Below are 13,144 nucleotides of genomic sequence, written 5' to 3'. Positions count from 1 at the left end.
CGCACGCTACAACGGCGTGCGGTTTCTTTATCCATGCAATCCGAGGTACACGGCATGAATTCGAATACCGGCGTTTTCAACAATGACCTGGCGCAGTCCTTGTCCGATCGCTTCAACGCAACCGCTGCATCCTTTGATCGGACCGCTATGCGGATCGCCCAGACGTTGCGTCACTCGACCGCCAACGCCACAGGGAAACATCCAGCCGGACGATAGGAGGCGACATGTCACTTTCCTCATCGTCTGCGAGACCCTCACTGCGCAATTGGTTGGGCATGGCATCCAGTGGCGGTTGGCCTGGGGTGCTGTTTTGGTCGACGCTCTTGCTGGTCACTGGTTTGCTGTTGTTCAGTGGTTACTCGGCGCTGGTAGGGGCTGAAAAGGAAAATCTGCGTCTGGCGGCATTAGGAGGGTTGTCTGGATTCGCCGCGACCGCCCTGGGCGCTGTGGTGGCGATCATCCTTCGCGATATTGCCTCGCGTACCCAAGACATCATGCTGGGGTTCGCCGCGGGCATGATGCTGGCAGCGAGCTCTTTCTCGTTAATTTTTCCGGGCATTGAGGCCGCTCAGGCACTGTGTGGAAACCAGCTACTGGCCGCCTGTGTTGTGGTGTTTGGACTGGCTCTGGGTGTGGCATTGATGATCGGTCTAGATCGTTTCGTGCCTCACGAGCATCAGGAAAGCGGCAGGCGCGGACCGGACTCTCAACGGTTCAATCGGGTGTGGTTGTTTGTCCTGGCCATCACCCTGCACAACCTGCCGGAGGGCATGGCCATCGGCGTCAGCTTTGCCAATGGCGATATGAAAGTGGGCCTGCCGCTGACGACGGCCATCGCCATTCAAGACATCCCGGAGGGGCTCGCCGTTGCGCTGGCTTTGCGTGTCACCGGTATCTCTGCTTGGCGGGCGGCGTTGATCGCCATCGGTTCCGGTTTGATGGAACCCTTGGGCTCAGTGGTCGGACTTGGCGTATCGAGTGGTTTCGCCTTGGGTTATCCAATTGCCTTAGGTCTCGCAGCCGGCGCGATGATCTTTGTGGTGTCCCACGAAGTCATTCCTGAAACACACCGTAACGGCCACGAGACACCTGCGACCCTCGGTCTGATGTTGGGATTCGGGGTGATGATGTTCCTCGATACCGCACTGGGCTAATGGGATGAACACTTCATCCGGGAAGCGAAAAAATCTTGGAACGCCTCTTGAAAGAGCTTGGTCAGTTTTCATGATCACCACGATGGCGGACGAGCAATCCTCATCACGCCTCGGGTAAACATCCATTGACCAGAAGGAAGTTAGAAATGGCTAGGAAAACTGTTGAAGACTTGTTCATCCATGAACTCTCCGATGTTTACAGCGCCGAGAAACAGATCACTAAAGCGTTGCCGCGCCTAGCGCGGGCGGCGACCAATCCGCTGCTTGCCGAAGCCTTCACCTCGCACCTTGAAGAAACACAGGGCCAAATCGAACGTATCGATCAGTTGGTCGAGCTGACTGGACTGAAGCTCAAACGCATGAAGTGCGTTGCGATGGAGGGCCTGGTCGAGGAGTCCAAAGAGCTACTGGACGAAATCGACAAAGGTGCGGTGCTGGATGCAGCACTGATCGGCGCTGCGCAAAAGGTCGAGCACTACGAAATCGCCAGTTACGGCACGCTGATCGCGATGGCCAAGCACCTGAAACTCGACGATGCCGCTGCATTGCTGGAGGCCACCCTGGCTGAGGAGAAAGGCGCCGACGAGAAGCTGTCGAAGATCGCGGAGCAAGGCGGTAACCAGGCTGCGACCCTTGAGAAAAAATAAAGATTCAAATTGAGGCGGTAAGAACGCCACGGCGACTTTCGTTACCGTGGCGTTCTTTTAGCCAAGCTGACCGCGCCTTATCCAAGCCGGATACCTTATGGAACTCCGGTGCAGCGGTTGCGCTGCTTCTGGACCTTTATGGGCCATCCCACTGGAACACAAAAATAGATGATCATCGTTGCAGGTCATTTCTGAGGTAAACGCGTTGCCAAGAATCCTGACTTCACCGACCAGCGAGGCCGAGTTGACCGAACACAACGCCAAGATGTTCGGATCGCCCAAAGAACGGTTGGAATTTTATCGTCGCGAAATTCATTACGAGACCTCGATCCTGGCCAACCGGACTGACGCCTATCTGGCGGCGCAATCCTTTCTGGTCATCGCGTTCGCGTCCTGCATGGGGAATCTCAACCCTGAGTGGGGCAAGCTCTTCACGCTGATCGTGCCTCCCTTTCTCGCGCTGTTGGGATTACTCAGCACGCTCAACGCATGGCCCGGCATTCGGGCGGCCTACGACATCATCGATCATTGGTACTACAAGCAGAGCGAGCTATTGAGGAGCGAGCCGGTGATGGGCATGGCTTACGATGAATCACCGCTGTTTTGCGAGCGAGAGTCCACCCATAAGGGGTACCGAAAGGCGCTGTTGTTCTCGGTGCGCACCCCTTGGATTTTTGCGACGTTCTGGATCCTGCTGGGTTTCTGGTCGGTGCTCATCCAGCTCACGAAGCCGTTCGGTTAACCTTGAGGACCCATGTACATGCTCACGTCCCCGGAGAATTTATGAGTTGACCGCGAATGCGCAGGAGATCCTGCTGCGCTTCGATACGCTTAGCATCGGCCTGCGCTTTCGCTTCAGTAAAGCGCTCCCAGGACACTGCACTGGTAGAGTCGCCCTCAAGCATGCTGTAGGCATGCGCCTCCAGCCGGTCCGCCTCGAGGAAAAGAGCTGCATTTCGCGCTAGCTCATCGTCGGCCGATGATACCGCTGATTGCGTTGTGTCTTGGGTCATATTGAAACTGCCTCCGTCCACGCTACTTTGGTGGTTTCCCGCCATCTAACATCTGTCACGCCGAACCTCTCAGCCATAGGCTTGCTGAACACCTTGAGCGGAGCCTTCCCCGGTTTTGGGATAGGCGCCAAATCCGCGTCGCAACATGCCCAATGCCAAGCATCCGCGTTTCGCATTTTGGGCGATCGAATGACGAACGACTTTGGCTTCCCGTGAAGCCGATATTCAATGACGTACAGATCAGTGCGATTCATGAGGCCCTCCTTTTGCTCATATGCAAAGGAGCAATGCGCTGCCGAAAAATTCCAAAAAAATATGTAGGGCTGTGGCTGTCAGTACACCTCGGTGCAAAGCGCTCCCCATCGAGAGGTATTTGTCCTCTGGTCGGCTCCTCTGAACTGTCTCCAAAGCAGTTGGCTCAACTGGCAAACCATGTCGCAGAGTCATCACCATGAACAACTGCAAAATCCTTTTCTCTCCAGAGCAAGAGGCCAAGCTACGTGCCTACGATCGCTGGCATAGCGCAATGGATGATTGCACGCTGCGAATGGACTGCCCGGATGCTTACCATGACGAACTTTTGCGTCTAGCTGATGAAATGGATCGGTTGGGCGTCGTGACCTGGCAGGAATGGCGTGAGCTGCGTATTGAGGCCGATCAGGCTTATCTTCGTGCCGTCGCTGGCGCTGACTACCATGATTGAGTCGATATCAATTCTGGCTAAACATCTGCCACGTTCAATCGCTTGATCGCAGGCGTGCGCCCAGCACATTGTTCTCGATCGACTACTGAAAGCGGCGGTCGAGGCCGTCCACCGACTCCGCTCCTAGCAATCAGGCCTTCGCAAAATTGCCCGCTGGCAGCGTCGACACCTGGTCAATACAAAGACAAAGAAATAACACCTTTGTAGCACTACCTACCGCGATGGGAGATCGGTGTAAAGCCACTGAAGTAGCTCGGCAATCCGCGCGATCGCCGAAGCGCTGCGAGTCAGTTTTTACGCAACGGATAGCCTGGCTGTAAAACCGCTGCCACCGCCACGACAAAGTCATCCAATGACCACGGCTTTTGCAGGTATTGGGTCGAACGGGGGATAGTTGAGGGCTCCAGCAAATAGCCAGAGATCAGGATGGATCCCGTGGAAGGCCATTTGCCCTCCACCATCTCGATAAATTCAGCACCCTGAATCTGTCCCGGTAATGCATGATCCACCACCACCAGAGGGCACGGCACATGCGCCTCAAGCAAATATGTCAAAGCATCGTCAGCTGTCTCAAAGGCTAGGGACTGGGCGCCGATTTCCTTCAGGATATCGCCCATGAGCATACGAAGCGTCGGATCGTCTTCAATCACGATGACTTTGCCAGAAATTGGCAGTAGACCTTCCCAAGTGAGCTTCAATCTCCGGATCCTTAACGTCTGGCGAGTTCAAAAGAATTTCACGTCCGTCAGTGTAGTACCGGAACTGAATCGTCCAGGAATTAATACCCACCGGTCGACCGCCGCGGCATTGGAGACTTAGATCTACGACATGTTCCCGCATGAGAAAAAATCAGCGTGTCCCAATTCGCCTGAGGCCTAGAACTTTTAATCCATGGGACCTTGATGCCCTCCCTTGCCAGTTCACCCGATTTTCTTGGAGTATGGTCGAATGGCGTCAGGCGCCTGCGGGTGCACATTGAGTCAAAACGAGCTAAGGGAATGTCTCGCCGCTCAATATTATAAAGGGCAAATTATGCCTCATGAGTCTTTCGCAGCTGGTCTTGCAAAAGTTAAGGAAGCAGAGCTCACCACGTCTGAGCACGGGGTGACGAAAGACAAGGTTCGCGCAGCGATCGGCTTTCTCCTGGCAGTTTGCCTTTCGCTAGTGGTGGTTGCCATCTGGGAGGGCTGGAGTTCGCGTGAGTACCGGTTGCACGACAAGGAAGTGTCAATGGCCAACCTCGCGCAAACCCTGGCGTCACAAGCTCAGGCATCCATCAAACAAGCCGACACCGTGCTGTTCAGCTTGGTCGATCGAATTGAAACGGAAGGAATGAGCTCTGAGCATTTACCTCCTCTAAGACGTCTGCTCAACGCGCAACGAAATGAGCTGCCACAGTTACATGGGTTATTTATCTATGACCAGAACGGAGCTTGGATAGCGGACTCGAGCGGCATCCTGCCGCCGAACGCAAATAACTCCGATCGTGAGTATTTTATCTACCATCGCGATCATCCTGACCGAGGCCCGCATGTAGGGCTGTCCATCAAAAGTCGCTCAACGGGCGATTGGGTCCTGCCAGTTTCGCGCCGGATCAATAACCCTGATGGCAGTTTTGCCGGCGTGGCATTGTCAACCATCTATCTTGATCATTTTCTCAAGCTCTACAACAGCATCGATATTGGCAGCAATGGCGTCATCAACCTGATTTCCTCCGACGCCAGAATCATCATCCGACGCCCCTTTAACGATGCGATCATTGGCAGCAGCGTTGCGGACGGCCCGCTATTCACCCAGTTGCTACCAAAGGGGCCATCTGGAACGGCCACGGTCAGATCATACGTAGATGGTGTAGAACGCGTCGTCGGGTTTCGACGGGTCAGTGGGTATCCTCTCGTGGTGTTTTCAGCCATGAATAAAGAGGAGGTATTGGAAAGCTGGCGGCAGGAAACATTGATGAGCTCCGCCATCGTAATTTTGCTGATGAGCGTTTTGGGTGGGATCGGCTATCGCTTCATCCGGTTGATGAAACAACAGAACCGAATTCAAAACGAATTACTGGGCGCTCAAGACAAGCTGCTTGATGTGAATCGAACCCTCGAACTGCTCGCCTTGGAAGACGCACTGACCGGGCTCGCAAACCGTCGCCAGTTCGACTTGTTCACGCAGGCTGAGATGGGAAGGGCCAAACGTGGTCACACCACCCTGGCCTTGCTGATGATCGACGTCGATCACTTCAAGCGTTTCAATGATCGGTATGGCCACTTGGTCGGTGACGAGTGTCTACGCAGGCTGAGTGGGATCATCCTTGAAAACATTAAGAGACCAGGTGATCTCGCTGCACGATTTGGCGGCGAGGAATTCGCAGTTGTTTTGCCGGCAACCGATTACGTTGGGGCTTTTATCGTCGCGCAAAAGATCCGCAACGCAGTAGAACAAGCCCAGATTGCACACAAAGACAGCGAGCAGGGGATAGTGACGGTCAGCATCGGTGTAAGCGCCTGTAGCCCAAGAACTGAGGACACCCCGGACGATCTGATTGGTGCTGCTGATAAAGCGCTCTACATTGCCAAGACCAGCGGCCGAAACATGAGCGTGATCGCTGACTGAAAGGCGAACAAGCGAGCGCAAAAAACACTTCAAGCGTGCACCCTGAAAAGCATCCTCGGTATCTGCTCGCCACAGGCACCACAGCAGTGCTCCTCGCCCGCCTACAAAACGACAAATGGGTGCGCTATCACTGTTGGTAGGCGCAACTATGATGAATAGGTCGGCTCGACATTGAGTGGAAACGTTCCAATTCTCGAGTGAGAAAGCGAAACGCCATAGCGGCAAGCGCTCACAGAAGTGTTGAGCAACCTAATCGTCTGATCACAAGCCGGGAGTCATACGTGGAAGCCCTCGACTCAGTCCTCACGGCGGCGCGTGCCCAGTTCGCGATCACCATCAGTTTTCACATCGTGCTGGCGGCGTTCACCATCGGTCTGTCGAATTTTCTACTGGTACTCGAGGCGTTGTGGCTCAAGACCGGTCGCGAAGTCTATCTGGATGTCTATCACTACTTGCTCAAGATATTCGCCCTGAATGTGGCGGTGGGTACGGCGTCAGGGCTGATTCTGGAATATCAGTTTGGGCTGAACTGGTCGCGTCTGGTGGTACAGGCGGGCGATATTCTTGGACCGTTGATGTTCTACGAAGTGTTGGCGGCGTTTTTCCTCGAGGCCGGGTTCTTGGGCATCATGCTTTTCGGATTGAAGAAGGTCGGCCCACGACTGCATTTCTTCGCCACTGGTGCCGTAGCCATGGGTTCGTTGATCAGCGCATTTTGGATACTGTCGGCCAACTCCTGGATGCACACACCCGCAGGCTATTCGATGACAAGGGAAGGGCGCTTTCTGGCCGAAGACTGGTGGGCGATCATTTTCAATCCCTCGTTCCCCTATCGCCTGGCGCATATGACATTGGCCGCGCTGCTGGGTTCGGCAACGCTGGTGGCCGGCGCCAGTGCCTGGCAGTTGCTCAAAACCTCGCACAATCCCCGCGCACGCCTGCAATTGTCCATGGCCTTATGGACGGTCGTGGCTCTAACTCCCGCGCAAATTGTGGTCGGCGACCTACATGGCGAACACACTTTGAAGGTTCAACCGCAGAAGGTAGCCGCCATTGAAGGTTCGTGGACGCGTCCACCCGCAGGTGCGGGTGAACCGCTGCGCCTATTCGGCTGGCCGGATATGTCCGAAAGACGCAATCACTGGGAAGTGGCTATTCCGCGGATCGGCTCGCTTTACCTTCGTCACGACCTGAGCGGCACCATCGCCGCACTGGACGAGTTCGCGCCTGAGGACATTCCGCCGGTGCCGCCAGTATTTTTCGCATTTCGCCTGATGGTCGGGCTGGGGTTGATGATGTTGGCGCAAGGCATCGCCAGCCTCGTTCTTCGCTTTCGTAAGCGTCTGTACATTGCACGCGGGTGGTTATGGAGCTGTGTGCTGATGGCCCCAACGGGATTTGTAGCGATGCTCAGTGGTTGGATCGTCACTGAGGTCGGGCGTCAGCCCTTTACCGTCTACGGGCTACTGCGCACGGCCGACAGCGTGTCACGGTTCTCACGCGAGCAGGTGGTGACTTCTACGTGGGGAATTCTGCTGTTCTATCTGCTGGTATTCGGCATCGGCTTGTGGGTGCTGATGCGTTTGCTACGTGAGCCACCGCGCCGTGGGGAGCCGGGTCCGCAACCAACATTGCCTGACGAAACTGGACGGTCTTGAGGAAACGAGTCGATGGACACTGACTGGCTGACCCTGTTGTGTGCAGCAGCTCTGGCATTCTCGGTGATGAACTATGTGTTGCTCGACGGAACCGATCTGGGTGTCGGCATACTGCTGGGCCTGACGCATAGCAGCCGCAATCGACGCGCCATGGCTGTGACCATCCTGCCGATTTGGGATGCCAACGAAACCTGGCTCGTTCTCGGTGGCGGCGGGCTTCTGGCTTTGTTTCCGCTGGCCTACGCCATTCTGCTCCCCGCGCTGTACGTGCCATTTATCGCCATGTTTCTGGCATTGATACTGCGTGCAATGGCGCTTGAATTTCGTGATCACGCGCCCAGCGAGCGCGTTAAACGGCTGATCGACGGCGTGTTGCTGTGTGGCTCCCTGTGCACGGGACTGATTCAAGGTATTGTGCTCGGCACCCTGGTCAAAGGCGTCCCCCATCTGGGCAGTCAGTACAGTGGCGATGGCCGCGAGTGGCTCGAACCCTTTCCGCTATTTTGCGGCCTCGTACTCGTGCTGGGCTATACTTGGCTGGGCGCTTGCTGGCTGTATTGGCGAACCGTTGATGAACTGCAGCACCGTTCTGCGCGTCAGGCGAAGCAGCTGGCTTGGGGCACGGCAGGGCTTCTGCTGGTTTTAGTCGCTTGGACCACCACCTTGCACGATCAGTACTCGCAGCGGCTGACGGCGCCGGTGGTGTGGGTACCCGCGGTTTTGATTCTGATGGCTTTGCTGGTGGTATTCCGATCAGGGTTTCGCAGTCGTTTTGACTGGGTACCGCTGTTCTGCGCCCTGGGTGTATTCGTACTGGCGTTCGCCTTGATGCTCGTCGCGCTTTACCCGCTGATCATTCCCCCGGGTCTGACGCTGCAAGCCGCCACCTCAAAGCCCAATAGCCAGGTCTTCATGCTCGTCGGCTTTGCCGTGTTGATACCGGTGACGTTGATCTACAACACTCATGGATTCAGAGTCTTCAGCGGCAAGGTACGTGTGGGAACAAAAAGCTGAAAAATTGCGGGTTTCTAAGACTGAATTTGTGGAAAAAAGACTTCAAACGTTGTGCCTTCTTCGGTATTGGAACGCACCATGACGTTCCCTCCATGGGACCTGGCGATTTCCCTCACGATGAACAATCCAAGCCCTACGCTGCGCGCGTTACGGTCGTTGGTGCCGCGGATCATGGGTTCGAATAGAGTCGCCATCAATGACTCAGGGATAATCGCGCCCTGGTTGCGAACGGACACAATGGTTTGATGCTCTTCAAAAGATGAAGTGATGATGATCGGCTGCTTCAAATCTCCATATGCAACGCTGTTAGCAACCAGGTTGCCAATAACTTGCTGTACCCGATCTGCATCAATGTATGCGATACCCGATCCATTGCATTGATGCTGCAAATTTGCAGCGGGAAAAGCGACGCGCAATTCATCGACACTCAGGCTGACTAAAGTATGCAGATCAACCGGGGCCGGCGTTACTGCTATTCCTCGGCCGACCCGGGCCAAGGTAAAGTCCAACAGATCGGCAATCATTCGTTCAGCGCGGCCAGCTGACTGGCTGATATGGCCGAGCATTTTGAATTGCTTAGCAGACAGTTCGTCTCGGGTTAACATGTCAGACGCCATTTTTATCGCAGTCAGCGGTGTTTTCAGGTCATGGCTGACGATAGCAACCATCTGCTCGGCGAATGAGGCACGACGTTCGGCCTTTTCGTAGGCTATTTTCAACTCGCTTTGAGCAAGCTGAAGCGCAGTTTCCGCAACGGTTTTCTCGTGCAGTAGACCTTCGGCGACTTTTCGGGAGCTGAGTAGTTCGCGCTCATATTTGTCGCGATCGCTTATCGTGAATAGTGCCAGTTCAAAAAAAGCACCATCGGCATTTTCGCGCCTTACACCGTTAAGCAGCATTGTGACGCAATGTTTGTCCTTGTGGACCAGATCGAGCTTCACCTCGGCTACTGAGCCTTGCATACGCATCAGCGGCGCCCAATGGGTTTGGTGAAATATACGGCCGCCTATTGTCAACAGGTCTTGGAAACGCCGCCCGATCAAAGAGCAGGCGTCGAAGCCGATCCAACAGCAAAATGTCAGGTTGGCGAGCAAAATCGTCCCGTCCTCTTGCGTAACCACGAGGCCGCAAGGCGCGCCTTCAAATAGTGTCTGCGAGTCGGGACCTGGCGGTGCGTCAGTCGACATCCGCACCTGCCCTCAGCGTCAGGAAGCTGTCCATGGCTTCCGAACAGGCACTCGGTGCGCTCATGTGTGGGCAATGACCAACGTTAGCCACCAAGCTGAGTGTGCTGTTGGGAAGTACAGCATGCAGATATTCACCTACGGCGATGGGAGCGATGAAATCGTCGGTGGATTGCAGAATCAAGGTTGGTGTGACCAATCCCGCAACGTCCTTGCGATTGTCTGACATGAACGTCACGCGTGCGAATTGCTTGGCGATCTCAGGGTCGGTACGGCAGAAGCTATTGGTCAGTTCTTCTCCCAGTGCAGGTTGCCCGGGCGCGCCCATGATTACCGGTGCCATATTGCTGGACCAGCCAAGGTAGTTGCTGTCCAGCGTGTCGAGCAAGGACTGGATGTCTTCGAGTTTGAATCCCCCCACATAGTCATCGGAGTCAATGTAGCAGGGTGAAGGGCCAATCATCACATGCGCCGCAATTTTTCCAGGGCATAGGCGGTCCAGTAGGACACCTATCATGGCGCTAACAGAGTGGCCGACCAGAATTACTTCACCAGTGGCAAAATGATCGACGATTTCGCCCAGATCATGGGCGTATCCCATCAAGGAACTGTATTTTTCCCGATCATACGCGCCGATATCTGACTGCCCCGACCCGACAAGGTCATAAAGGACAATCTTAAAACGAGACGTGAAGTGGTCGACCAAATAGCGCCACATGCTCTGGTCACAGCCAAAACCGTGGGAAAAGATCAGTGTCGAAGGACCTTCACCCATCACTTTTATGTTGTTGCGGTATCGCAGGTTCATGCGCGTCATCCCGAGAGTATCTAAGGTGTTTTGGCATTTTCGGCATTGTAGATAGCGCGGGTTGCGGTCACGCAGACCATTACAATAGCTACCTGTTAAGAGAGTATTCAGAAAACACGTGCTGCGATCTATCAGTACTATGGGGTCGGATGGCGGGGGAGGTGATTTTTATTCAGTATGTTAAGCGTATGATTTTGGCAGCCTCTGCGGCTTTTGGTTCAAATCATGCCGGGTGGAATCCATGCGATGAAAGTCACCACCCGGTGGATGTCTATGTCGAATGATCGGATTACCGTTTAAATCGGACTTGCGTCCTGAATTCCTTCGTTATCGTCCGCTGATCTGACTTTAAGAAAGCTTACTGAACTCCAGTGTGCCCGAGTCCTTCGGTATGAAGACCAACGTCTTTTATTGAACGTACGAGGACATCACCATGCGAGCAATGACCTATCACGGCGCCCATGACGTCAGAGTCGAGAGCGTGCCGGATCCGGTACTAGAAGCGCCGGACGACATTATTCTGCGCGTCACCGCCACAGCCATCTGTGGTTCTGATTTGCACCTGTATCGCGGCAAGATTCCCACCGTCGAGCATGGCGATATCTTCGGTCACGAGTTCATGGGCATCGTCGAGGAGACCGGTTCTGGCGTGACTGCGGTCCAGCGCGGTGATCGGGTGGTGATTCCGTTTGTCATCGCCTGTGGTGATTGTTTCTTTTGCCAACAGGAGCTTTACGCCGCGTGTGAGACGACGAATACCGGCCCGGGCGCGGCGATGAACAAAAAACGGATTCCGCCGCCGGCGGCACTGTTCGGTTATAGCCGAATGTATGGCGGCATTCCGGGAGGTCAGGCTGAACTGGTTAGGGTGCCTAAAGCCAACACTGGGCCATTTAAGGTTCCAGGCACGCTGGCGGATGAGAAGGTGCTGTTTCTCTCCGATATCCTGCCAACCGCCTGGCAGGCGGTTCTCAATGCAAATATCGGTCAAGGTTCAAGTGTGGCCATCTACGGCGCTGGCCCGGTGGGACTGCTGAGCGCCGCCTGCGCCCGCATGCTCGGTGCTGAGCGCATCTTCATGGTCGATCATCATGCGTATCGCCTTGAGTATGCGCAGCGTACTTACGGTGTTATCCCGATCAACTTTGATGACGATGATGATCCGGCCGACACCATCATCCGGCAGACTCCGGGTAGCAGGGGGGTGGACGGGGTGATCGACGCCGTGGGGTTCGAAGCCAAGGGCAGCACCACCGAAACAGTACTCGCCACTCTCAAGCTGGAAGGCAGTAGCGGCAAAGCACTGCGCCAGTGCATCGCCGCGGTACGGCGCGGCGGCGTGGTGAGTGTGCCCGGCGTGTACTCAGGGTTCATTCACGGTTTTCTATTCGGCGATGCGTTCGACAAGGGCCTGACGTTCAAAATGGGTCAGACTCATGTGCAGCGGTTCTTGCCTGAGCTGTTGGAACACATTGAGACGGGTCGGTTGCAACCCGAGGCCATCATCACCCACAGGATGTCGCTGGAACAGGCAGCGGAAGGTTACCGGATCTTCGACAAGAAACAGGAAAACTGTCGCAAGGTTATCCTGACACCTGGCAGCAGCGACGTACCACTGGCTGACGTGAATGAGACTCCGCCAATGGTCCCAGTCGCCTAACGGTGACCCTTATCCTGCTGGCCGCAGATAGTGCCAAAACTTAAGCCGTGACTGTTGGAGTGAAGCCTGTCCTCACCATTGGATGACAGGCTTCATACTTGCAGCAGGCTACCGTCGCCATAAACCAGAATAGCCCTAGGTTCCTTGGCCCATGCCTTCAACTGCCCGCCGATAATTCGCCGTCGCTTTCTCAATCATCGCTCTGCGCTCCTCTTTGGTGATGAACCCCTCTTCGCAATACTCCTCGGCAAGGCGCAGTAATTCATCGTATTGCTCAGGAGCGCTCATTCGAATTTCAGGATGAGTGAATAGTCGCTGCTAGGTTTCCAGTGCCTGTGCTTTTCTGTCTTCATACATGACATGACCCTCCAAGTATGGACGGTAGAAAGGTCTGCACGTTTACGGTTCAATACCGGTGACGAGTGGGTGGCTAGAGTTTAAAACGCCGAGCCGCACGAGAGTCTGTTGAGAAACACCCGCAATACTTGGCTTTGAAGCATAAACACTTAAAGATCCGCATCACATGTGAGTTGCATCAATTTCCAATCAGTTGCATTTATTGTCAAATGTCACAACTCCCTTCAACCACGCATGGAAATACCTTTTGCATACGAACTACCATTTTTGAAGCACCACGGAAACCTTAAAGACAGTTTGGAGTTTCATACAGCAGGCATAGTCCTGAGACAGACA

General features: G+C 54.8%; 14 protein-coding genes. 8 read left to right on the top strand and 6 right to left on the bottom strand.

Annotated features, from left to right (window positions below; genetic code table 11):
* Positions 1-224 precede the first annotated feature (224 nt).
* The 3 genes from ACVHNU_RS01575 to ACVHNU_RS01565 all read left to right on the top strand — a co-directional run bounded on the left by ACVHNU_RS01575 (position 225) and on the right by ACVHNU_RS01565 (position 2,543).
* Positions 225-1,154: a ZIP family metal transporter gene (locus tag ACVHNU_RS01575; RefSeq protein WP_473018869.1), complete on the top strand. Its 930-nt coding sequence runs from the start codon at positions 225-227 to the stop codon at positions 1,152-1,154.
* A gap of 146 nt (positions 1,155-1,300) precedes the next feature.
* Positions 1,301-1,801 carry a YciE/YciF ferroxidase family protein gene (locus tag ACVHNU_RS01570; protein ID WP_034139794.1) on the top strand — a complete coding sequence of 167 codons (501 nt, stop codon included), beginning with the start codon at positions 1,301-1,303 and terminating at the stop codon, positions 1,799-1,801.
* Positions 1,802-2,006: 205 nt separating this feature from the next.
* Positions 2,007-2,543, top strand: coding sequence for a hypothetical protein (locus tag ACVHNU_RS01565; protein ID WP_034139914.1), 537 nt, complete (start codon positions 2,007-2,009; stop codon positions 2,541-2,543).
* 22 nt (positions 2,544-2,565) lie between these two features.
* Here ACVHNU_RS01565 and ACVHNU_RS01560 read toward each other — a convergent pair whose 3' ends face one another.
* Positions 2,566-2,814, bottom strand: a complete 249-nt coding sequence (locus ACVHNU_RS01560; protein WP_187601152.1) for a hypothetical protein — start codon at positions 2,812-2,814, stop codon at positions 2,566-2,568.
* Positions 2,811-3,068 (bottom strand): DUF6555 family protein, encoded by a 258-nt coding sequence (locus ACVHNU_RS01555; RefSeq protein ID WP_034139792.1) that lies wholly within the window; start codon positions 3,066-3,068, stop codon positions 2,811-2,813. Before ACVHNU_RS01555 ends, ACVHNU_RS01560 begins: the two co-directional genes overlap by 4 nt.
* 197 nt (positions 3,069-3,265) lie before the next feature.
* Here ACVHNU_RS01555 and ACVHNU_RS01550 point away from each other — a divergent pair, with 197 nt between their 5' ends.
* Complete coding sequence (locus ACVHNU_RS01550) at positions 3,266-3,517, top strand: hypothetical protein (RefSeq protein WP_473018868.1); 252 nt, start codon at positions 3,266-3,268, stop codon at positions 3,515-3,517.
* 287 nt (positions 3,518-3,804) lie between these two features.
* Here ACVHNU_RS01550 and ACVHNU_RS01545 read toward each other — a convergent pair whose 3' ends face one another.
* Positions 3,805-4,215 carry a response regulator gene (locus ACVHNU_RS01545; RefSeq protein ID WP_473018867.1) on the bottom strand — a complete coding sequence of 137 codons (411 nt, stop codon included), beginning with the start codon at positions 4,213-4,215 and terminating at the stop codon, positions 3,805-3,807.
* 334 nt (positions 4,216-4,549) lie between these two features.
* Between ACVHNU_RS01545 and ACVHNU_RS01540 the strand changes: the two genes are divergently transcribed.
* The 3 genes from ACVHNU_RS01540 to cydB all read left to right on the top strand — a co-directional run bounded on the left by ACVHNU_RS01540 (position 4,550) and on the right by cydB (position 8,799).
* Positions 4,550-6,127: a sensor domain-containing diguanylate cyclase gene (locus tag ACVHNU_RS01540; RefSeq protein WP_473018866.1), complete on the top strand. Its 1,578-nt coding sequence runs from the start codon at positions 4,550-4,552 to the stop codon at positions 6,125-6,127.
* Positions 6,128-6,408: 281 nt separating this feature from the next.
* A complete protein-coding gene (locus ACVHNU_RS01535; RefSeq protein WP_473018865.1) occupies positions 6,409-7,785 on the top strand; it encodes a cytochrome ubiquinol oxidase subunit I in 1,377 nt (458 codons plus the stop codon).
* A 12-nt stretch (positions 7,786-7,797) separates the two neighbouring features.
* Positions 7,798-8,799, top strand: coding sequence for a cytochrome d ubiquinol oxidase subunit II (gene cydB, locus ACVHNU_RS01530; RefSeq protein ID WP_473018864.1), 1,002 nt, complete (start codon positions 7,798-7,800; stop codon positions 8,797-8,799).
* 14 nt (positions 8,800-8,813) lie between these two features.
* On the opposite strand, the gene ACVHNU_RS01525 is transcribed toward cydB, so the two are convergent.
* Positions 8,814-9,986, bottom strand: a complete 1,173-nt coding sequence (locus tag ACVHNU_RS01525) for a PAS domain-containing sensor histidine kinase (protein WP_473018863.1) — start codon at positions 9,984-9,986, stop codon at positions 8,814-8,816.
* Entirely contained in the window at positions 9,976-10,791 is an 816-nt protein-coding gene (locus tag ACVHNU_RS01520) for an alpha/beta fold hydrolase (protein ID WP_034139786.1), read from the bottom strand. The genes ACVHNU_RS01525 and ACVHNU_RS01520 overlap by 11 nt, the downstream gene beginning before the upstream one ends.
* A gap of 433 nt (positions 10,792-11,224) precedes the next feature.
* Here ACVHNU_RS01520 and ACVHNU_RS01515 point away from each other — a divergent pair, with 433 nt between their 5' ends.
* Positions 11,225-12,451, top strand: coding sequence for a zinc-dependent alcohol dehydrogenase (locus ACVHNU_RS01515; RefSeq protein WP_187601156.1), 1,227 nt, complete (start codon positions 11,225-11,227; stop codon positions 12,449-12,451).
* Between the two features lie 135 nt (positions 12,452-12,586).
* Here ACVHNU_RS01515 and ACVHNU_RS01510 read toward each other — a convergent pair whose 3' ends face one another.
* Positions 12,587-12,739 (bottom strand): hypothetical protein, encoded by a 153-nt coding sequence (locus ACVHNU_RS01510; RefSeq protein ID WP_473018862.1) that lies wholly within the window; start codon positions 12,737-12,739, stop codon positions 12,587-12,589.
* Positions 12,740-13,144 lie beyond the last annotated feature (405 nt).

This window comes from Pseudomonas sp. Ors-4-3C (assembly GCF_055755035.1).
This window is presented reverse-complemented; position numbering and strand designations above follow the sequence as displayed.